Here is an 18,752-nt window from a genome sequence, read left to right as displayed (position 1 = left end):
AAATGATAACGGCTCGTATTTGCATTTGATACCCATTCGCTTGAACGCATGGGTAACGCAGCGTCTCAGCGCAGGGAGCGCAGTGACAGCAGGCCGCGGCGGCGGAACCACCATTCCAGCGGCAGGGTGACCAGCGGCGGAATGGCCGCCAGCAGCGCCAGCGCACTGGCCCACCACGGCCAACGCAGGCGGACGGCGGCAAACAACGTCACCGCCACGTAGACCAGGAAGGCCGCGCCATGCAGCGGACCGAACACTTTGACCAGGGCGACGTTTTCATAGGGCCCGTACTTGAGCCACATGCCGGCCAGCAGCCCGGCCCAGGTGAGCGCTTCGATGAAGGCGACCACGGCGAAGACACGCCCGGTCGGATGCATGGGATTACGTCGGGTCACGCGCAGCTCCGGCAGCAGGATCAAACGCGAATGATACGCAGATGCACGCGTTTACCGGTAGCGCCGGGCCACGCCCGGCGAATGCGCGATCAGGCAGCGTGTCCGCCGAGGTCGACACCCACCGCAGCGATCTCCCGCAGCACCTCGTCCACCGGCCGCCCATTGCTGACCAGGTTGAACATCACATGGCCCACGCCCTGGGCATGCACGCGCTGCAGGTAAGCCCGCAGCCCATCGCGGCCGACCTTCAGGCCCAGCGGCAGCGCTTCTGCCGGGGCGCGCGGATCGGCCTGCAGGTCCAGCAGCATCGACTGCACGAACGGCTTGGCAGCACCACCGCCCTGCGCCAGCGCCTGCTGCCACAGCCCGATGCGCCCTTCCTGCGCCGCTTCTTCGCGGTGATAGGTGGCCCAGCCCTCCGCTTCGCGGGCGATCCACTGCAGGCTCTGCCGCGCCGTGCCGACCACCAGCATCGGGATGCGCGCGTGCGGCGCTGGCAGCACGTCGAATCCACCGCTCACGTCGCGCACGCGCGCCCGCTCGGCGTCGTCCGGCGACAACGCTGCACGCAGCACTGCCCAGCGCTCGCGGAACGTGGCTGCCCTGCCCTCCAGGTCTTCACCGAACGCCGCGAACTCCTCCGGCCGATCACCCGAGCCCAGGCCCAGCACGAAGCGACCGCCGCTGATCCGGTCCAGGCTCAATGCCGCCTTGGCCACGTGCAGTGGATGCCGCAGCGGCAACACGATGGCCGCGCTGCCCAACGCAATGCGCGTGGTGGCACCGGCCAGCAGCGCAAGCCAGAGGAACGGATCATCCAGTGCGCTCGCGGTGGCATCAGGCCCCTGCGGCACCATCAGCGGCACATCGCGGGTCCACAGCGCAGCAAAGCCGAGATCGTCGGCCAGGCGCGCGATGCGTTGCGCGTGCGCCACGTCGGCGAGCCCGTTCGCGGCGACCGGCGTCATCAGCCCCAGGCTCAGGCCGCGTGGTGGGAATACCCGGGCATGGGCCGCATTGAAGTGGTTCATGCGGCGAGCTTATCGTGTGCAATGCACCCGCACGTCATCATGGAAAGAACACTGCATGCACGCCATCCGCCCCGCCCGCCCCGACGATCTGCCCGCCATCAGCGCGATCTGCATCGCCGCCTTCGACGCTGCCGTCGCCCCGTCGCTCAGCGCACAGGGCGTGCAGACCTTCATGCAGGTGGCTGCCACCGGCGAATTTGCCGAGCGGCTGCAGGGTGACAACCACATCCTGGTGGCCGAGCAGGACGGCAGGCTGGTCGGCGTGGTCGAACTGAAGGAAGGCCGCCACCTGGCGATGCTGTTCGTTGATCCTCGCTGCCAGGGCCAGGGCATCGGCCATGCCCTGTTCCGCGCCGTCCTGCCGCTGCTGCGCGCACCGGCGATGAGCGTGCGCGCCTCGTTGAATGCGGTGCCGACCTACCAGCGCTACGGCTTCGTGATCGACGGCGAGGCCGGCGAGTTCAACGGCCTGGTCTACCAGCCGCTGAGCCTCGCCGCCCCATGACGCGCCGCCCGCGGGCGGTCAGACGAACATGCCGCCAGAGGCTTCCACGCGCTGGCCGTTGACCCAGGCCGTGGACGGCGACAGCAGCGCCACCACCACCGGACCGATGTCGTCGGGCACGCCGGGGCGACCCAGCGCCGTGATCGACGAGACCATGGCGTTCACCTGCGCGTTGTCACGCACGTGGCCGCCACCGAAATCGGTTTCGATCGCGCCCGGCGCCAGCGTGTTGGCGCTGATGCCGCGCGCACCCAGCTCCTTGGCCAGGTAACGGGTGAACACTTCGATACCACCCTTCATCATCGCGTAGGCCGAGCTGCCCGGCAGCGAGAAACGGGCCAGGCCGCTGGAGACGTTGAGGATGCGGCCGCCATCGGCGATCAGCGGCAGCAGTGCCTGGGTCAGGAAGTACGGCCCCTTCAGGTGCACCGCCACGGCGTGGTCGAACTGCGCTTCGGTGGTCTCGGCGATCGGCGCGTACAGCGCTTCACCGGCATTGTTGAGCAGGCCCTGCAGTGCGGTGACACCCCACGCCTGCAACGCGTCACGCAGCTGCGCGGCGAAGTCCGGGAACGCCGAACTGTCGGCCATGTCCAGCGGCAGCGCCAGCGCACGGCGGCCCAGCGCCTGCACCTGCTGCACGACCTGCGCAGCGGCGTCGGCCTGCGAGCGATAGGTGATCACGATATCGGCACCATCGGCCGCCAGGGCCAGTGCCGCATTGCGGCCAAGGCCGCGGCTGCCGCCGGTGATGAGGACGACGCGGGAAGGAGAAGTCATGGCGGGCACCTGTCTGGGAGGAAGTGTGGCCAGACTATTGGGATTGCCTGCGCGCATAAATCGCGCGATCCTGATTTTACTGTTCAAGCCAGGCGAACAATCGATGGACCGCCTCGACACCCTGCGCGTCTTCCTGCGCGTCACCGAACTGGGTTCGTTCACCCGCACCGCTGACAGCCTGGGCCTGCCCAAGGCCAGCGTCTCCCAGGCCATCGCCCGGCTCGAAGCCGAACTGGGCACGCAGCTGCTGCACCGGACCACCCGCCGCGTGCATCTCACCGCAGACGGTGCCCAGCTGCAGCAGCGCGCGCACGACCTGCTCGACGACATGGACGAACTGCAGAACCTGTTCCGGCGCGAAACCAGCGAGCTCAGCGGCCGCCTGCGGGTGGACATGCCCGGTGGCATGGCCCGCAACCTGGTCATCCCGCAGTTGCCGGCCTTCCTGGCCCTGCACCCGGGGCTGGAGGTTGAACTGAGCGCCACTGACCGCCGCGTGGACGTGGTGCGCGAAGGCTTCGACTGCGTGCTGCGGGTCGGCACGCTGGACGACAGCAGCCTGATCGCGCGCCCCCTGGGGCAGATGCGCATCGTCAACGTGGCCAGCCCGGGCTACCTGGCCGCCCACGGTACGCCGCGCGAACTGGCCGACCTCGACCAGCATCGGCTGGTGCATTACGTGGGCACGCTGGGCCAGCGTTCGCCCGGCTTCGAGTATTTCGATGGCCAGCGCTACCAGACCTGGCCGATGCGCGGCGCGCTCACGGTCAACAGCGCCGACGGCTACAGTGCCGCCGCCCTGGCCGGCCTCGGCATCATCCAGGTGCCGGAAATGGGCGCACGCGAGGCGCTGCGTGACGGTCGCCTGGTGGAAGTACTGCCCGACTGCCTGGCCGAACCGATGCCGGTGAACCTGGTCTACGCGCAACGCCGCCACCTGCCGCGGCGGGTCGAGGCCTTCATGACGTGGCTGGCCGGGCTGCTGGCGGCGGAGGTACACGCGTCGCACTGAGCCGCGGCATATACCACGTGGCAAGCCGGACATAAGCAAACTGCATCAGTGATGGCGGGTGGCGTTCCTACAATGGCGCTTCACTCCCGTTCCTTCGAGATGCTGCCGATGCGCGCTGCCCTTCCCTTGTTGCTGCTGGCCACCGCGCTGAGCGCCTGTTCCCCCGCGCAGGCACCGGTAGCGAGCGCAATGGCCGAGGCCGCACCGGCCACGGCCATTGCCTGGCGCCAGGGCGATGTCGACGATGCGTTCAACGAGGCCGCCGAAACCGGCAAGCCGGTCCTGCTGTACTGGGGCGCAGTGTGGTGCCCGCCCTGCAACCAGCTGAAGGCCGGCCTGTTCAAGGATCCCCCCTTCATCGCCCTCACCGGCAAATTCGTGCCGGTCTACCTGGATGGTGACGAGGAAGGTGCGCAGGCCTGGGGCGAGCGCTTCGGCGTGCGCGGCTACCCGACCCTGATCGTGCTGGACCCGCAGCGCAACGAGATCACCCGCGTGGCCGGCGGCAACGACGCGGCCGAGCTGACCCGTACGCTCACCGTGGCCGCCAGCCGCCGCAGCGCGGTGGCCGAGACCTTGGCCACGGCCTTGTCCACGCCGGGCAAGCTCGGCGCCGAGGACTGGCAGGTGCTGGGTGACTACGGCTGGGAGGTGGATGCCAACCGTCTGGCCGGCCAGCGCAAGGCCGACGACGTGCTGCGCCAGCTGGCCAAGGCCGCACCCGATGCCGCCCTGCAGCGTCGCTTCGCCCTGTTGGCGCTGGCCACCGCGGAAAGGCCGGCCACGCCGCCGACCGAAGTGCGCGAGCTGCTGCAGGCGGTGCTGGCACAGCCCACTGAGGTACGGCGCAACCGCGACCTGCTGGGCTATGCCGGCGCTGCGCTGGTGAAGCAGGCGAGCGCAGGCCCGGCCAGCAGCAACACGCTGGGCCAGCAGTTGCTGCTGGCGCTGGACCGCGCCGACGCCGAGCGTGGCAATCGTGCGGACGATGCACTGTCGCGTGCGTTGACCGAAGTGTCGCTGGCCCGCCAGCAGCAGCCCGAAGGCGCGCTGCCCGCAGCGCTGGTGCAGCGCGTGAAGCAGCGCGTGGCTGCTGCCGATGCTGCGGCCACCGATGCGCACGCGCGGCAGGCGACGATCAGCAGCGCGGTCTATGCCCTGCGCGAAGTCGGCGACGACGCCGGTGCCGAGACCCTGCTGCTGGCCGAGTTGAAGCGCAGCGAGCAGCCCTACTACTACATGCCCGAGCTGGCTGAACTGGCCGAGAAGCGCGGCGACACGGCGGGGGCACTGGAGTGGTTGAAGCGTGCCTACGAAGGCGCACAGGGCCCAGCCACGCGCGTGCAGTGGGGCGTGCTGTACGTGGAAGGCCTGCTGCGCCTGGCCCCCGACGATGCACCGCGCATCGAGCGGGCCACCGACGCGTTGATTGCCGAGCTGCAGGCACAGCCGTCGGGCTACCACCAGCGCACGAAGCAGCGTTTCGAACGGCTGGCGGTGCAGCTGAAAGCCTGGGGCAGCAAGCACCAGGGTGCGGACACACTGGCGCGGTTGCAGCAGCGCATGCAGCAGGCCTGTGGCGAGCAGATCGACAGCGCGTGCCGCGGTTGGTTGAGCTGAGTTTTGTTTGAAAGCGCTGGCGGGTTTTGCGATGCCCGGCGCTTTTGTTGATACGTGCTTGCGGAGGCGGGAGGGGCTGGCCAGGACACGCCGTGAACCCATCCATGGGGGCTCGTAGGCGCCATCCATGGCGCCTGCGGTCCTGGCCAGCCCCTCCCGTCTCCGCCGGACAGTTTTCCGCGAGCGCGGGCAGCGCATCACCGCGCCGGTGAGGATTCGGGTAGTGCCGGCCGCTGGCCGGCAATCACGGATGGCTGAGTTGCCGGCCAGCGGCCGGCACTACCAAGCCGCTTTGCTTTTGCATTTGCCTTTGAATCCGCCTCCGCGCCGGCGCGTGAAACTGTCCGGCAGGGGCGGATGGGTCAGCGCAGGACCGTTGGCGCCATGGATGGCGCCATCGAGCCCCCATGGATGGGTTTACGGCGTGTCCTGCGCTGCCCCATCCGCCCCTGCACCACGAAAAGAATCAAAGCGCCATCAGCGCACGCTTTCCACATCCCCCTTGACCTCAACCAAAGTTGAGGTGCGATAACAGTTCTCCCGAGGCCCCCGGCCTTCCCCACGGAGACTGTTGCAATGCCTTACTCGCTTCCCGCCCTCCCCTACGCCTACGACGCCCTGGAACCGCACTTCGATGCGCGCACCATGGAGATCCACCACGGCAAGCACCACCAGACCTACATCAACAACCTCAACGCCGCACTGGAACAGGCCGGCATCGCCGACACGCCGGTGGAAGCGCTGATCGCCGATCTGGATGCGTTGCCCGAGTCCGTGCGCGGCGCGGTACGCAACAACGGCGGCGGCCATGCCAACCACAGCCTGTTCTGGACCGTGCTCAGCCCCAGCGGCGGCACGCCGGACGCCGGGCTGGCGGCAGCCATCGAGCGTGATCTCGGTGGTTTCGACGCCTTCAAGGACGCCTTCAGCAAGGCTGCACAGACCCGCTTCGGCAGCGGCTGGGCGTGGCTGACCAGCGATCGCGAAGGTCACCTGCAGGTCGAGAGCAGCGCCAACCAGGACAGCCCGCTGATGGGCGCCGCCGCGGGCCTGTCCGGCAACACCCCCATCCTCGGCCTGGACGTCTGGGAACACGCCTACTACCTGCACTACCAGAACCGCCGTCCCGACTACATCGGCGCGTTCTTCAACATCATCGACTGGGCAGAGGTTGGCCGTCGCTACCGCCAGGCACGCGGCTGATGGACGCCGGCGGCCCTGCCTATGCCGGGCCGTGGGCAGGGGTCTTCCCTGCCCCGGCACCGGCTCCATCGGTGGACCTGCCGCCGCGCGCGCTGCGCCGGCTGCTGGGCCACTACCCGACCGGCGTGGCCATCGTCACCGCGCGCGACGCACGGGGCACGCCGCACGGACTGACCATCAACTCGTTCGTGCCGGTATCGCTTCAGCCACCGCTGGTGCTGTGGAACCTGGCCCTGCACGCGCAGAGCCTGCGGGTGTTCCAGCGTGCCACGCGCTTCACGCTCAGCATCCTCGGTGCACACCAGGAAGCCCTGGCCCGGCGCTTCGCCGATCCGGCCGTGCGTGATCGCTTCACGGATGTGGCGTTGCTCGATGGCGAACACGATGAACCCCCGCGCATCGCCGGTGCCGTCGCCCACCTGCACTGCAACCGCCATGCGCAGTGGCCGGTGGGTGACCACCTGCTGCTGGCTGGACGCATCATCAGGGCACACGACGCCGGCGGCGCCCCCCTGCTGTTCCACCGCGGCCGCTTCCTCCCCGGGCCGCTTGAGCACCTGCACGAGGTAAAGCCATGAACATCGAAGCACTGGAGAGCCTGCTGGCCAGCGGCAAGGACAGCGCGCTGCTGCGTTTCGGCCTGGGCCAGAGCTGGCTGGATGCCGGACAGCCGGTGCATGCGGCCACGCACCTGGCCCGGTGCGTAGCGCTGGATCCGCACTATTCGGCGGCGTGGAAGCTGCTCGGCAAGGCCTGGCTGGCCAGTGGCCAGCCGCAGGCGGCGCGCGAAGCGTGGCAGCGCGGGCTCAGCGTGGCTGGCAGCAAGGGCGACCAGCAGGCGCGCAAGGAAATGCAGGTGTTCCTGCGCCGGCTGGACCGCGCCCCGAAGGACGGCGGCCCACCGGCAGCGCTGGCCAAGGCCAGCTGAAGGCCTCAGCCCGCGTTGGCGGGCGCCGGTGCCGGCATGATGTCCGGCATCGGCAGCCGGCGCGGCTTGCTCGGGAAGGCGTGGCGCAGGATGCGCCAGACCACCTGGGCGAACTGGCGCGGCAGCGAGCCGTTGTTGTAATGCTGGCCGTAGCGGCGGCAGATGTCCTTCACTTCCTTGGCAATGGCCGCATAGCGGTTGGCCGGCAGGTCCGGGTAGAAGTGGTGTTCGATCTGGTGGCTGAGGTTGCCCGACAGCACGTTGATGATGAAGCCACCGCTGATGTTGGACGAACCACGCAACTGGCGCAGGTACCAGTGGCCGCGCGATTCATTGCGCAGGCATTCCTTCGGGAAGGTTTCCGATTCGGCGGTGAAGTGGCCGCAGAAGATGATCACGTAGGTCCAGACGTTGCGCATGCCGTTGGCGACCAGGTTGCCCAGCATCACCGGCAGGAAGAACGGGCCGGCCAGCAGCGGGAAGAACACGTAGTCCTTCAGCACCTGGCGCAGCATCTTGCGTGCCACCGGGCGGGTCTGCAGCCACATCGCACGGCTGCTGATGCGGCCCTTGAACCAGCGGCCCAGGCGCAGGTCCTGTGCAGCCACGCCCCACTGGAACAGCAGCGCGAAGATCGGTGCGATGATCGGTTGCAGCAGGTAGAACGGCGACCAGCGCTGTTCCGGGAAGATGCGCAGCAGGCCGTAGCCGATGTCATCGTCCATGCCACGCACGTTGGTGTAGGTGTGGTGGCGGAAATTGTGGGTCTTGCGCCAGTTGTCGGCGGTGGCAACGATGTCCCACTCGTAGGTGTTGCCGCTGAGCTTGGGGTCGCCGGTCCAGTCGTACTGGCCGTGCATCACGTTATGGCCCAGCTCCATGTTCTCCAGGATCTTGGCCAGCGCCAGCAGCAGGGTGCCGGCGATGCAGGCCGGCCACAGCAGCGGCGCCCAGAACAGGGGCGAGAACGCGCCCAGGAACAGCAGGCCACGGCCCAGCACGCCCGACCAGCGCACGGCGGCGGCCACGCGGCGGATGTAGCGGGTGTCGGAGGCGCCGAGGCTGCCCAGGATACGGTCACGGATCGCGTCGAGCTCGGCACCGAAGGCGTTCATCTCGGCGGGGCTCAGGGCACGGTCGGAAGCGCGGGTCATGGCAGCAGGTCCTCAGAGATCCAAAGTCAGGTCGGTGGTCGGTGCGCTCACGCAGATCCGCACCGGCTGCGCCGTTTCGGACTGCATTTCACCGGTGCGCAGGTGGCGGGTGGTGCCACTGACGCGGTCGCAGGTGCAGCTGTTGCAGATACCCATGCGGCAGCCGTGCTTGGGCTTGATGCCCTGCGCTTCCAGGCTTTCCAGCAGCGAACGGCCGCGCGCGACCTTCAGCTGGCGGCCACTGCGGGCCAGGGTCAGGGCGATCTCGCCGGCACTGTCGGCATCGCTGAGCGGTGCCGGCGGGGTGAAGGCCTCGGCCTGGAAACCGGCCACCTGGTGCACCAGGCGTTGCCGTGCAGCCGCCACGAAACCATCCGGGCCACACGCCAGCACGTGGCGCTGGGCCAGCGGGGTGTCGTCGCCGGGCACGGCCAGCGAATGGGTGGTGATGCGCGCAGCCGGGACCTCGCCTTCGCGGGTGGTCAGCAGGTGCACGCGCAGGTTCGGGGTGGCCGCGGCCAGCGCCTGCAGTTCCTCACGGAACTGGAACGCGGCGGCGTTGCGTTCCCAGTAGAACAGGTCCACCGGCGCGGCCAGCGGGCGGCGGCAGGCCTCGCGCAGCAGGCTGCGCATGGGCGTGATGCCGCTGCCGGCGGCCAGCAGCAGCACCGGGGCGGCGGCGGGCATGTGGAAGTCACCAAAGGCCGCGTCCAGGCGGAACAGATCGCCCGGCTTGGCGTGGTGGACCAGGTGCTGGCTGATGGCGCCGCCCTCGACCGCCTTGACGGTGATGGCCAGCTCGCGGCGACCCAGCGCGGTCGGGCTGTAGCTGCGGCGCAACACGCGTCCTTCAAGCTCCACGCCCAAGGTGATGTGCTGGCCGGCGCGCATGCCGGCCCAGTGCCGGTTGCAGCGCAGGACCAGGGTGGCGGCGCCCTCGCCGGCCGGCTCGCGCCGGACCAGGCGGGCCAGGGGCTCGCGCAGGGTCCACAACGGATTCAGCTGGCCCGCCCAGAAATCGAACAGCGACGGCGACAGCCAGCGGTACGGGGAAAACAGGGAGGGACGGATCACAGCGCTCATGGGCGCACTATACGGCCGCACATACACCTGTGTATACATGTGTATATTGCTCCGGATTGGGTATGATTCAGCCTTGCCCCTCCGGAAGTGCCATGGCCGCCGCCACAGTTCTGTCGCCGCCCGAAGATGCCAACAGCCCGGCCCGCCGTACGGTGAGCCGCGAGGATCTGTTGGCCGCCGCGCTGAAACTGATCGGCCCGCACCGCAGCCTGTCCACGCTGAGCCTGCGCGAAGTCGCGCGCGAAGCTGGCATTGCCCCGAACAGCTTCTACCGGCAGTTCCGCGACATGGACGAACTGGCCGTGGCGCTCATCGACGTGGCCGGCCGCTCACTGCGCACGATCATCGGCGAAGCGCGCCAGCGCGCCACGTCCAGTGCGACCAGCGTCGTGCGCGTATCGGTGGAAACCTTCATGGAGCAGCTGCGCGCAGACGACAAGCTGCTGCACGTGCTGCTGCGCGAAGGCGCGGTGGGCTCGGATGATTTCAAGCACGCGGTTGAACGCGAACTGCACTATTTCGAAGAAGAGCTGCAGCACGACCTGGTTCGCCTGGCCGCGCTGGACGGCGCCAAGCTCTACAAGCCGGAACTGGTGGCCACCGCCATCACCCGCCTGGTGTTTGCCATGGGCGCCACCGCGATGGACCAGCCGCCGGAGAAAGACCCGGAGCTGATCGAACAGATTTCCACGATGATCCGCATGATCATCGTCGGCGCCCGCAGCCCGGCCGCGTTCCGCCGCGGCCGCTAAGCACCGGGGTCGGATCCGTTTCCACGGGAAACGGCTCTGACCCCATGCCGACCAACGGTCGGCACCCACCAACAGCAGTGACCAACTGGCGCGCCGGAAATCGATAGTCGAGCAAGCTCGACTCTACAAATTCCGCTTCCTGGAGGGGTCAGAGCCCGTTGCGTCGCAACGGGATCCGACCCCGTGCCGACCAACAGGAGCGTCATGCCGTTCCGACAGCTCGCGGCCAATTGTCGAAGGCGGGGTGGGTCCGGTTGAGGGGGCGTGAGCCGCATGGATGCGGCGACCGAGCTTACATGGACGTACTTGCAGCGTCCCCCTCAACCGGACCCACCCCGCCATCCCACGGATAGCCCGCTTTTGACGTGGACGTGGACGTGGACGTTGATTGTGCGGGTGCAGGGCAGCAAGCCCTGCCCCAAAGCCTCAGCCCGCCCCGCCCTCGGCCTTGCGCACGAACGCTTCAAACAGCGCCAGCGTCTGCTCGCTCACATGGTGCTCGATGCCCTCGGCATCGCGCCGCGCCGTGTCCGGGTCGACGCCCAGCGCCAGCAGGAAGCGCTCCACGGTCTGGTGCCGCTCGCGGCTGGCGTGGGCCAGCGCCTCGCCTTCCGGGGTCAGGAACACGCCCCGGTACGGCCGCTGCACCACCCAACCATCACGGGCCAGGCGCCGCAGCATCTTCGCCACCGTTGGCTGCGCCACGCCCAGGCGGGTGGCGATGTCAACCTGGCGCGCCTCGCCGCCATCGGCCAGCAGGTCGGAGATCAGCTCCACGTAGTCCTCGACCAGCTCCATCCGGTGTGCCTCGCGCACCTGCCGGAAGCTCTCGACCTGGCGCTCGGCCTCGATCAAGGGGGGGTTCTTTGCCGATGTCGAAGCGCCTGTCTTGCCCACGCGTGTGCCTGTCCTGCCGAGGTATTCCGGATCTGAACCTGAATTCTGGACCAGTGACGCAGCAAAGACGATTGTTTCACATTGCTAATGGATATAGCAGTGGCTATATTGCAACCATGAACACCGTCGCGCCCACCGACTCCCCGGCCGCCCCTGCAGCCAGTCTCGGCGCGCTCAACGCCTCGGTGGCCGTACCCGAAAAGGGCCACTGGTGGTTCCGCCTGCTGGCCTTCATCGGCCCCGGCTACATGGTCTCGGTCGGCTACATGGACCCGGGCAACTGGGCCACCGACCTGGCCGGCGGCTCGCGCTTCGGCTACCTGCTGCTGTCGGTCATCCTCATCTCCAACCTGATGGCGGTGATCCTGCAGGCCTTGTCGGCCCGGCTGGGCATCGCCACCGGCATGGACCTGGCCCAGGCCTGCCGCGCGCGCTACCCCAAACCGGTAAACCTTGCGCTGTGGGGCCTGTGCGAAGCAGCGATCATCGCCTGCGACCTGGCCGAGGTGATCGGCACCGCCATCGCACTGAAGCTGCTGTTCGACCTGCCACTGCTGTGGGGCGCGGTGATCACCGCACTGGACACGCTGCTGGTGCTGCTGCTGATGAACCGCGGCTTCCGCGCGCTGGAAGCCTTCGTCATCGCCCTGCTGATGATCATCTTCGGCTGCTTCCTGGTGCAGATCGCACTGGCCGCACCGCCGGTGATGGAGGTGCTGGGCGGCTTCATCCCGCGCACGCAGGTGGTCACCGATCCGCATGCGCTGTACATCGCCATCGGCATCATTGGTGCCACGGTGATGCCGCACAACCTCTATCTGCACTCGTCCATCGTGCAGACGCGCGCGTATCCACGCACCGATGAAGGGCGCCGCAGCGCACTGCGCTGGGCGGTGACCGACAGCACCATCGCCCTGACCCTTGCCCTGTTCATCAATGCCAGCATCCTGATCCTGGCGGCTGCCGTCTTCCATGCCAACGGCCGGTTCGACGTGGAGGACATCGAGCAGGCGCATCAACTGCTGGCACCGATGCTGGGCGTAGGCCTGGCCTCGACCCTGTTCGCGGTGGCCCTGCTCGCTTCAGGCCTGAATTCCACAGTGACCGCCACCCTGGCCGGACAGATCGTGATGGAAGGGTTCCTGCACCTGCGCCTGCCCCCGTGGCTGCGCCGGTTGATCACCCGGGCGCTGGCGATCATCCCGGTGGTGGTGGTGATCCTGCTGTTCGGCGACCAGGGCGCGGTGAAGCTGCTGGTGCTGAGCCAGGTGGTGCTGTCGATGCAGTTGCCATTTGCGATCATTCCGCTGGTACGTCTCGTGACCGACAAGGCCACGATGGGCGCGCTGGTGGCCCCGCGCTGGCTGGGCAGCATCGCCTGGGTGATCGCCGTGGTGATCGTCACGTTGAACGTGAAGCTGCTGGTGGATACCTTCGCCGGCGCGTAACCCGCAGGGGTCGGATCCCTTGCCGCAGGCAAGGGCTCTGGCCCCAGCCTTTCATCACGCATCGCGCGAACGGCAGCCGAGCATGGGCTCGGCTCTACAGTAGATCCACGCCATGCGTGGATGCCCATCCTGCACCGCGCAAGCGCTACAGATGCAGCGCGATCGCGGCTTCTATCTGCTGCGGCGACTGGAATCCTGGCAGGCGCTGCCGCTCGTCACCATCTCGGAACAACGACAGCGTCGGCGTCTGCCGCAGCCCCAGTTCGCGGAAGAACGCTTCGCCCAGCACCTCCAGCTGCACGCGCAGCAGCGTCGTGCCCTGCCCTGCCACGCTGTTGGCCACGCGGTGCAGCGACATCTCCAGCATCCGGCAGCCCGGGCACTGGTCCTTGTGGAAATCCACCAGCACCCGCGGGTGCTCGGCCAGCAGCTGCTGGAACTGCTCAGGCGTGGTGGCGTCGATGATCTGCATCGCAGGTGCTCCTGTAGTGGGCCAGGACCGTATCGGTCCAGGCGTCGATGGCCGCGGCGTGGCGTTCGCCATGCGGCATCTGTTCGATTTCCAGCGGCGGGTAGCTGCTGTTGAAGTAGCGGATCAACCGGTGCACGGCGCCGCAGTAGTACTCCTGCCCCCACTGCGTTTCGCCGGTCCCGAACACCGCCAGCTGGCGTGGGCGCTGGCCGCGCTCGGCGATGCCGGCCACCCAGGCCTTCATCTCCGAAGGCGTCCGCCCGGCGTTGTCGGTCCAGCAGCCCAGCAGCACCAGGTCGGCTTCATCGGCGGCCAGCGGCGCGGCCGCGCGCAGGTCATCGGCCTCCTGCCAGTGCACCACATGCCCGGCCGCCTGGCAGCGCGCCTGGATGTGCCGGCCCAGCTCGCGGGTGTTGCCACTCAACGAGGCCACCACCAACAGGATGCGCAGCGCCGCGCCCGGCTCAGAGGTCGTCGAAGCCGTTGTCGACGTTGGTCTTCTTGTAACTTGCATTGCGCATCTCGAAGAAGTCGGTCTTGGTTTCGGTGAAGTTGTCGGCGTAGGCCTTGATCCACGGCATCACGTTGTCGGTGGTGTCGCTGTACAGGCGCTCGATGCCCAGCATGCCGGCCATCTTGTTGGCGCGGTACTTCACGTAGCGGGTCATCTCCTCGACGTCGATGCCGTCGATGCCGTCCAGCACTTCCGACGACCACTGGGTTTCCAGCTCGATGGCGTGCTCGAAGGCCTGGTGCACGTACGCCGTCAGTTCGTTGGTCTGCAGCTCCGGGTTCTCGCCGATGATGGCGCGGATCAGCTCGCTGATGAACTTGGTGTGGGCCAGCTCGTCGCGGTTGATGAAGCTGATGATCTTGCCGGTACCGGTCATGCGGTTCTGCCGGACCATGTTGTAGAAGTACGCAAAACCGGAATAGAAGTTGATGCCTTCCAGGATCGACGACTGGATCAGCGACTTCAGCAGGGTCTCGGCGGTCTTCTCGCGCATGAAATCGTCATACGCCCCCATGATCGGCGCATTGCGCTTGATGATGGTCGGATGGGTGCGCGCCAGTTCGAACACGCGGTTCTGGTTGGGCAGGTCGGTGATCGAGGCCAGCACGTAGCTGTAGCTCTCGTTGTGGATCACTTCCTGCTGGCCGATGATCGCCGCGTTGGCATGTGCCGCCGGGTCGGTGATGTACTCGGCCACGTTGTAGATGAAGCGGGTCTGCGGCGAATCGAGCGTGGCCAGCAGGCCGATGATCGAGTCGTAAGCGTTCTTCTCGCGCCCGGACAGCTCGCCGTACTGGCGCGCGTCCAGCTTCATGTCGACCTCGTCGGGGATCCAGAAGTTGGTCGACAGCTCCTTGTAGGCCCGATAGAACGACGGGTACGGAATGTCGTTCCAGTTGAGGATGCCACTGGTGCGTCCGTTGATGATGCCGGTGCTGCGGTTGGGATGGCGTGGTTCGAGGATCTTGATGCGGTCGAGGGGGGTTGCCATGGTCTTACCTGCAGGGGGTAGCGCCGGGCCATGCCCGGCGGAATGAATGACGGTCGCGCGATGCGCTCGCCGGGCGTGGCCCGGCGCTACCGTGGGTCGTCAGCTGGAGCACCACTCGCATTCGCTGATGTCGATGTCGTTGGAGCGCACGTAGTAGGTAGTTTTCAGGCCCTCGCGCCACGCGCTCAGGTGCAGCTCCAGCAGGGTGCTTGCGCGGATGGTGCTGGGCACGTACAGGTTGAAGCTGATGGCCTGGTCGACGTGGCGCTGGCGGCGGGCGTTCTGCCGCACGCTGGCGAACTGGTCGACCTTGTAGGCGCCCTTCTCGTAGTAGGGCCACGTCTCCAGCGACAACCCCGGTGCGGCCACGGGCCGGCGGAAGTCCTTCTTTTCCTCGTAGTAGAACGCGCTGTAGATCGGATCGATCGACGCGGTGGATCCGGCGATCTGCGCGGTACTCATGTTCGGCGCCACCGCCAGCAGCCAGCCGTTGCGCAGGCCATGCGTGGCCACGTCGCGGGCCAGGCTGTCCCAGGCGGCGCCTTCGTAGCGGCGGTCACGGAAATAGGCACCGGTCTGCCAGTCGCTGCCCGCGAACATCGGGTAGCTGCCCTTTTCGCGCGCCAGCTGCAGGCTGGCCTGGATGGTCAGGAAATTGATGCGCTCGAACAGCGTGTCCGACAGCGTCTCGGCCTCTGCCGTCTCCCACTGGATGCCCTGCTGCGCGAGCAGGTGATGCCAGCCGAAGGTGCCCAGCCCGATGGCGCGGTACTTGCGGTTGGTGATGGTGGCCTGCGGTACCGGCAGTGCATTGAGGTCGATGACGTTGTCGAGCATGCGCACCTGGATGGGAATCAGCCGCTCCAGCACATCCTTGGCCAGCAGATCGTCCGGTGCGGTGATGGCCCGTCCGAGGTTGATCGAGGACAGGTTGCAGACCACGAAATCGCCGGCGCGGCGCGTGGTGACGATCTGGTCGCCGCTGACGATCTCCTGGATCATCCGCGTCGGGCTCATGTTCTGCAGGATCTCGGTGCACAGGTTGCTGGAATAGACCATGCCCGCGTGCTTGTTCGGGTTTTTGCGGTTCACTTCATCGCGGTAGAACAGGAACGGGTTGCCGGTCTCCAGCTGGCTGACCATGATCCGCTTGAACAGGTCGATGGCACGCACCGTGCGGCGGCTGATGCGTTCGTCGCCCACCAGTTCGGCATAGCGGTCGCGGAAGCTGCCCGCACCCCGCGTCTCATCGTAGAAGTCCTGCAGGTACCAGCCCTTGGCCTGCTTCACCTCGTGCGGGTCGAACAGGTACCAGTCGGCCCGGCGCTCCACCGCCTCCATGAACAGATCGGGCACGCAGACCGCAGTGAACACGTCATGCGCGCGCAGCCGCTGGTCGCCATTGTTCAGGCGCAGATCGAGGAACGCCTCGATGTCGCGATGCCAGATGTCCAGATACACCGCCACCGCGCCCTTGCGCTGGCCGAGCTGATCGACCGACACGGCGGTGTTGTTGAGCTGCTTGATCCACGGCACCACGCCGCCGGAGGAATTGGGCACGCCGCGGATCGGCGCGCCGCTGCTGCGCACATAGCCGAGGTAAGCACCCACGCCGCCACCGTGCTTGGACACCCGGGCGATATCGGTGTTGGAGTCATAGATGCCCTGCAGGCTGTCATCCACCGTATCGATGAAGCAGCTGGACAGCTGCCCGCCGACCTTCCCGGCGTTGGCCAGGGTCGGCGTGGCCACCGTCATGTACAGGTTGGACAGCGCCCAGTAGGCCTCGCCCACCAGCTGCATGCGGCGTTCCCTGGGCTTCTCGTCCTGCATCAGGTACAGCGCGATGGTCAGCCAACGCTCCTGCGGCAGTTCGTACACCTCGCGGCTGCGATCGCTGGCCAGATAGCGCGTGGCCAGCAGGTACAGGCCGTTGTAGGCGAACAGGCGGTCGCGCTCGGGCTCGATCATCTGGCCGGCCTGCTGCAGTTCGTCCTTCGAATAGCAGCGCAGGATGTCGTTGCTGTACACGCCGCGGTCGGCCAGGCTTTCCTGCAGGCCCACGTAGGAACCGTATTTCAGGCTGACATCGTAGAAGCGGTTGCGGCTGGCACGCTTGTACAGCCGGCGCAGGTACAGCCGCGCGGCGAACTGCTCCCACTCCGGCGCCACCAGGTCCACGCGCGATTCGGCCTCGCGGATCAGCAGGTCCACCAGGTCATCGGCGCTGATGCTGGGCTTGCGCTCGACCATCGCCTGCACCACGCGGCGGTAGTCGCCCACGTCCAGCTGCGGGAACTCGGCGTGCACGCTGTCGATGCTGCGCTGCAGGCGTCCGGCGTCGAACGGCAGCCGGCGGTTGCCCGCTTCCTTGGTGATCCAGGTCGGCACGTGCTCGCCTGCAGCGCGCAAAGCGTCGCCGGCGCCGGCCAGATCGGCCGTGCGGTAGGTGTTGTCGGTCATGGTGGTGGAACTCCAGGCTCGCACGCGCGGTGGCGGTCGATGCCATGGCGGCCCAGCACGCGATACCGGCGCACGGGGCGATCGGGGATGTAAGCCAAAGCGCGGGAACACGAGGTCGTCGGCGATAGCCTGCGCCTGCGGCCGGTATCCGGGCCGTGGGGGCGACCTGTGTCCGCACGATGGCGGCCGCGTCGACACGGCAAGCCTTCAGGGGCGGGCCGCGGGACGTTTGCTGCATGTCCGGCGGCGGCGGCTGACCGGGGGTGACGGCCACAACATAGTGGGGATGGGTCGAACCGTCAACACAAGATGCGGTAATCACGACATGCCGCGACGATCCGTCGCAGGATGCCGTGTTGCACCACCGGCGCCTTGTCCACGGCGCCGCCATCCCCAGTTGGTTACAACCTCCTTTTCAACCGGAAGTCCCCCATGCGTGCTGCCCAGTACACCGCCTTCGGCGATCCCGCCACCGTCCTTGCCATCGCCGATGTCGCCCTGCCCGAGCCCGGCCCCGGCGAGGTACGCATCCGCACCACGCTTGCCTCCATCCACAACCACGACCTGCTGACGGTGCGCGGCCTGTATGGCTACAAGCCGACCTTGCCTGCAGTCGGCGGCAGCGAAGCACTGGGCGTGGTCGATGCCCTCGGCGAAGGCGTGCAGGGCCTGCAGGTCGGCCAGCGCGTTGCCGCTGCGTCGGTGCATGCCACCTGGGCCGAGGCGTTCATCGCGCCGGCGCGCATGGTCATCCCGATGCCGGACGCCATCGCCGATGAAACCGCGGCACAGTTGATCGCAATGCCGCTGAGCGCCCTGATGCTGCTGGAATTCCTGCACGTCGAGGCCGGCCAGTGGATCGTGCAGAACACCGCCAACGGCGCCGTCGGCAAATCGCTGGCGATGCTGGCGCGCGCACGCGGGGTCAACGTGGCCAACCTGGTGCGCAATGCCAAGGCGGTCGCGCAGCTGCAGGCGCTCGGTATCGACCACGTGTTTGATACGTCGCAGGACGGCTGGAAGGACCGCGTGCGCGCGGCCACGGGCGAAGCGCAGGCGGCCGCTGCGGTCGATTCCATCGGTGGCGATGCCAGCGCCGATCTGGTCGAGCTGCTTGGCCTGCACGGCACCCTGGTCTCGTTCGGCGTGATGAGTGGCGAGGCGATGCGCATTCCCGCCAGCGGCCTGATCTACAAGGAAGCCACGGTGAAGGGCTTCTGGGGCAGCAAGGTCAGCCAGGCGATGCCGGTGGAAGACAAGCGCCGGCTGGTGGGCGAACTGCTGCAGCGCGCGGCCAGCGGCGAGCTGACCCTGCCGGTGGACGGCATCTTCGCGCTGGATGACATCCAGGCCGCGGCCACTGCAAGCGCGCAGCCGGGGCGCGGCGGCAAGGTGCTGCTGCGGGTCTGACAGACCCGCCGTCCGCACCCGCTTTCGTAGAGTCGAGCTTGCTCGACGGCTTCTGGCAACGGCAGTCGAGCAAGCTCGACTCTACGTAGCGCCG

Annotated in this window: 19 protein-coding genes; 9 read left to right on the top strand and 10 right to left on the bottom strand. The window is 67.7% G+C overall.

Features of this window, described 5'->3' with window-relative positions; translation table 11 throughout:
- Window positions 1-65 precede the first annotated feature (65 nt).
- Together C1926_RS15150 and C1926_RS15145 are read right to left on the bottom strand one after the other, a co-directional pair.
- Window positions 66-377 carry a DUF3817 domain-containing protein gene (locus C1926_RS15150; RefSeq protein ID WP_108759749.1) on the bottom strand — a complete coding sequence of 104 codons (312 nt, stop codon included), beginning with the start codon at window positions 375-377 and terminating at the stop codon, window positions 66-68.
- A gap of 107 nt (window positions 378-484) precedes the next feature.
- The gene (locus C1926_RS15145; RefSeq protein WP_108759748.1) at window positions 485-1,426 is read right to left on the bottom strand and encodes a TIGR03571 family LLM class oxidoreductase; all 942 of its coding nucleotides are present in this window, start codon (window positions 1,424-1,426) and stop codon (window positions 485-487) included.
- Between the two features lie 55 nt (window positions 1,427-1,481).
- Between C1926_RS15145 and C1926_RS15140 the strand changes: the two genes are divergently transcribed.
- Window positions 1,482-1,931 (top strand): GNAT family N-acetyltransferase, encoded by a 450-nt coding sequence (locus C1926_RS15140; RefSeq protein WP_108759747.1) that lies wholly within the window; start codon window positions 1,482-1,484, stop codon window positions 1,929-1,931.
- A gap of 18 nt (window positions 1,932-1,949) precedes the next feature.
- Here C1926_RS15140 and C1926_RS15135 read toward each other — a convergent pair whose 3' ends face one another.
- Complete coding sequence (locus tag C1926_RS15135; RefSeq protein ID WP_174214101.1) at window positions 1,950-2,711, bottom strand: SDR family oxidoreductase; 762 nt, start codon at window positions 2,709-2,711, stop codon at window positions 1,950-1,952.
- 37 nt (window positions 2,712-2,748) lie between these two features.
- Between C1926_RS15135 and C1926_RS15130 the strand changes: the two genes are divergently transcribed.
- From C1926_RS15130 to C1926_RS15110, 5 genes are all read left to right on the top strand, one after another.
- On the top strand, window positions 2,749-3,723 hold the full coding sequence (locus tag C1926_RS15130) for a LysR family transcriptional regulator (protein ID WP_254057416.1): 975 nt from the start codon (window positions 2,749-2,751) through the stop codon (window positions 3,721-3,723).
- A gap of 99 nt (window positions 3,724-3,822) precedes the next feature.
- A complete protein-coding gene (locus C1926_RS15125) occupies window positions 3,823-5,343 on the top strand; it encodes a thioredoxin family protein (RefSeq protein WP_108760719.1) in 1,521 nt (506 codons plus the stop codon).
- Between the two features lie 576 nt (window positions 5,344-5,919).
- On the top strand, window positions 5,920-6,546 hold the full coding sequence (locus C1926_RS15120) for a superoxide dismutase (RefSeq protein WP_108759744.1): 627 nt from the start codon (window positions 5,920-5,922) through the stop codon (window positions 6,544-6,546).
- Complete coding sequence (locus C1926_RS15115; protein ID WP_108759743.1) at window positions 6,546-7,124, top strand: flavin reductase family protein; 579 nt, start codon at window positions 6,546-6,548, stop codon at window positions 7,122-7,124. The genes C1926_RS15120 and C1926_RS15115 overlap by 1 nt, the downstream gene beginning before the upstream one ends.
- The gene (locus C1926_RS15110) at window positions 7,121-7,474 is read left to right on the top strand and encodes a tetratricopeptide repeat protein (RefSeq protein WP_108759742.1); all 354 of its coding nucleotides are present in this window, start codon (window positions 7,121-7,123) and stop codon (window positions 7,472-7,474) included. The genes C1926_RS15115 and C1926_RS15110 overlap by 4 nt, the downstream gene beginning before the upstream one ends.
- A 5-nt stretch (window positions 7,475-7,479) precedes the next feature.
- Here C1926_RS15110 and C1926_RS15105 read toward each other — a convergent pair whose 3' ends face one another.
- Both C1926_RS15105 and C1926_RS15100 read right to left on the bottom strand, forming a co-directional pair.
- On the bottom strand, window positions 7,480-8,628 hold the full coding sequence (locus C1926_RS15105; protein WP_108759741.1) for an acyl-CoA desaturase: 1,149 nt from the start codon (window positions 8,626-8,628) through the stop codon (window positions 7,480-7,482).
- Between the two features lie 12 nt (window positions 8,629-8,640).
- Window positions 8,641-9,711: a ferredoxin reductase gene (locus C1926_RS15100; protein ID WP_237772067.1), complete on the bottom strand. Its 1,071-nt coding sequence runs from the start codon at window positions 9,709-9,711 to the stop codon at window positions 8,641-8,643.
- Between the two features lie 92 nt (window positions 9,712-9,803).
- Between C1926_RS15100 and fabR the strand changes: the two genes are divergently transcribed.
- Window positions 9,804-10,463 carry an HTH-type transcriptional repressor FabR gene (gene fabR, locus C1926_RS15095; RefSeq protein WP_108759739.1) on the top strand — a complete coding sequence of 220 codons (660 nt, stop codon included), beginning with the start codon at window positions 9,804-9,806 and terminating at the stop codon, window positions 10,461-10,463.
- A 426-nt stretch (window positions 10,464-10,889) separates the two neighbouring features.
- On the opposite strand, the gene mntR is transcribed toward fabR, so the two are convergent.
- Window positions 10,890-11,360 carry a manganese-binding transcriptional regulator MntR gene (gene mntR, locus C1926_RS15090; protein ID WP_108746847.1) on the bottom strand — a complete coding sequence of 157 codons (471 nt, stop codon included), beginning with the start codon at window positions 11,358-11,360 and terminating at the stop codon, window positions 10,890-10,892.
- A 116-nt stretch (window positions 11,361-11,476) separates the two neighbouring features.
- Between mntR and C1926_RS15085 the strand changes: the two genes are divergently transcribed.
- The gene (locus C1926_RS15085) at window positions 11,477-12,808 is read left to right on the top strand and encodes an Nramp family divalent metal transporter (RefSeq protein WP_108759738.1); all 1,332 of its coding nucleotides are present in this window, start codon (window positions 11,477-11,479) and stop codon (window positions 12,806-12,808) included.
- A 145-nt stretch (window positions 12,809-12,953) separates the two neighbouring features.
- On the opposite strand, the gene C1926_RS15080 is transcribed toward C1926_RS15085, so the two are convergent.
- The 4 genes from C1926_RS15080 to C1926_RS15065 all read right to left on the bottom strand — a co-directional run bounded on the left by C1926_RS15080 (window position 12,954) and on the right by C1926_RS15065 (window position 17,248).
- On the bottom strand, window positions 12,954-13,280 hold the full coding sequence (locus tag C1926_RS15080; protein ID WP_008266095.1) for a thioredoxin family protein: 327 nt from the start codon (window positions 13,278-13,280) through the stop codon (window positions 12,954-12,956).
- Window positions 13,252-13,731: a flavodoxin gene (locus tag C1926_RS15075; RefSeq protein WP_237772098.1), complete on the bottom strand. Its 480-nt coding sequence runs from the start codon at window positions 13,729-13,731 to the stop codon at window positions 13,252-13,254. The genes C1926_RS15080 and C1926_RS15075 overlap by 29 nt, the downstream gene beginning before the upstream one ends.
- A gap of 13 nt (window positions 13,732-13,744) precedes the next feature.
- The gene (locus C1926_RS15070; RefSeq protein WP_079222141.1) at window positions 13,745-14,785 is read right to left on the bottom strand and encodes a ribonucleotide-diphosphate reductase subunit beta; all 1,041 of its coding nucleotides are present in this window, start codon (window positions 14,783-14,785) and stop codon (window positions 13,745-13,747) included.
- 99 nt (window positions 14,786-14,884) lie between these two features.
- On the bottom strand, window positions 14,885-17,248 hold the full coding sequence (locus tag C1926_RS15065) for a ribonucleoside-diphosphate reductase subunit alpha (RefSeq protein ID WP_108759737.1): 2,364 nt from the start codon (window positions 17,246-17,248) through the stop codon (window positions 14,885-14,887).
- A 432-nt stretch (window positions 17,249-17,680) separates the two neighbouring features.
- On the opposite strand from C1926_RS15065, the gene C1926_RS15060 reads away from it, so the two are divergent.
- Window positions 17,681-18,658 carry a zinc-binding dehydrogenase gene (locus C1926_RS15060; protein ID WP_108759736.1) on the top strand — a complete coding sequence of 326 codons (978 nt, stop codon included), beginning with the start codon at window positions 17,681-17,683 and terminating at the stop codon, window positions 18,656-18,658.
- The last annotated feature ends 94 nt before the right edge of the window (window positions 18,659-18,752 follow it).

It is taken from the genome of Stenotrophomonas sp. ZAC14A_NAIMI4_1, assembly GCF_003086915.1.
Lineage (GTDB): Bacteria > Pseudomonadota > Gammaproteobacteria > Xanthomonadales > Xanthomonadaceae > Stenotrophomonas.
This window is presented reverse-complemented; position numbering and strand designations above follow the sequence as displayed.

Excerpts from the sequence above, each read along its gene's own strand:
- C1926_RS15150 (WP_108759749.1), bottom strand. The coding sequence starts at position 377 with ATGCATCCGACCGGGCGTGTCTTCGCCGTGGTCGCCTTCATCGAAGCG.
- C1926_RS15145 (WP_108759748.1), bottom strand. The coding sequence starts at position 1,426 with ATGAACCACTTCAATGCGGCCCATGCCCGGGTATTCCCACCACGCGGC.
- C1926_RS15140 (WP_108759747.1), top strand. The coding sequence starts at position 1,482 with ATGCACGCCATCCGCCCCGCCCGCCCCGACGATCTGCCCGCCATCAGC.
- C1926_RS15135 (WP_174214101.1), bottom strand. The coding sequence starts at position 2,711 with ATGACTTCTCCTTCCCGCGTCGTCCTCATCACCGGCGGCAGCCGCGGC.
- C1926_RS15125 (WP_108760719.1), top strand. The coding sequence starts at position 3,823 with ATGCTGCCGATGCGCGCTGCCCTTCCCTTGTTGCTGCTGGCCACCGCG.
- C1926_RS15120 (WP_108759744.1), top strand. The coding sequence starts at position 5,920 with ATGCCTTACTCGCTTCCCGCCCTCCCCTACGCCTACGACGCCCTGGAA.
- C1926_RS15115 (WP_108759743.1), top strand. The coding sequence starts at position 6,546 with ATGGACGCCGGCGGCCCTGCCTATGCCGGGCCGTGGGCAGGGGTCTTC.
- C1926_RS15110 (WP_108759742.1), top strand. The coding sequence starts at position 7,121 with ATGAACATCGAAGCACTGGAGAGCCTGCTGGCCAGCGGCAAGGACAGC.
- C1926_RS15105 (WP_108759741.1), bottom strand. The coding sequence starts at position 8,628 with ATGACCCGCGCTTCCGACCGTGCCCTGAGCCCCGCCGAGATGAACGCC.
- C1926_RS15100 (WP_237772067.1), bottom strand. The coding sequence starts at position 9,711 with ATGAGCGCTGTGATCCGTCCCTCCCTGTTTTCCCCGTACCGCTGGCTG.
- fabR (WP_108759739.1), top strand. The coding sequence starts at position 9,804 with ATGGCCGCCGCCACAGTTCTGTCGCCGCCCGAAGATGCCAACAGCCCG.
- C1926_RS15085 (WP_108759738.1), top strand. The coding sequence starts at position 11,477 with ATGAACACCGTCGCGCCCACCGACTCCCCGGCCGCCCCTGCAGCCAGT.
- C1926_RS15080 (WP_008266095.1), bottom strand. The coding sequence starts at position 13,280 with ATGCAGATCATCGACGCCACCACGCCTGAGCAGTTCCAGCAGCTGCTG.
- C1926_RS15070 (WP_079222141.1), bottom strand. The coding sequence starts at position 14,785 with ATGGCAACCCCCCTCGACCGCATCAAGATCCTCGAACCACGCCATCCC.
- C1926_RS15065 (WP_108759737.1), bottom strand. The coding sequence starts at position 17,248 with ATGACCGACAACACCTACCGCACGGCCGATCTGGCCGGCGCCGGCGAC.
- C1926_RS15060 (WP_108759736.1), top strand. The coding sequence starts at position 17,681 with ATGCGTGCTGCCCAGTACACCGCCTTCGGCGATCCCGCCACCGTCCTT.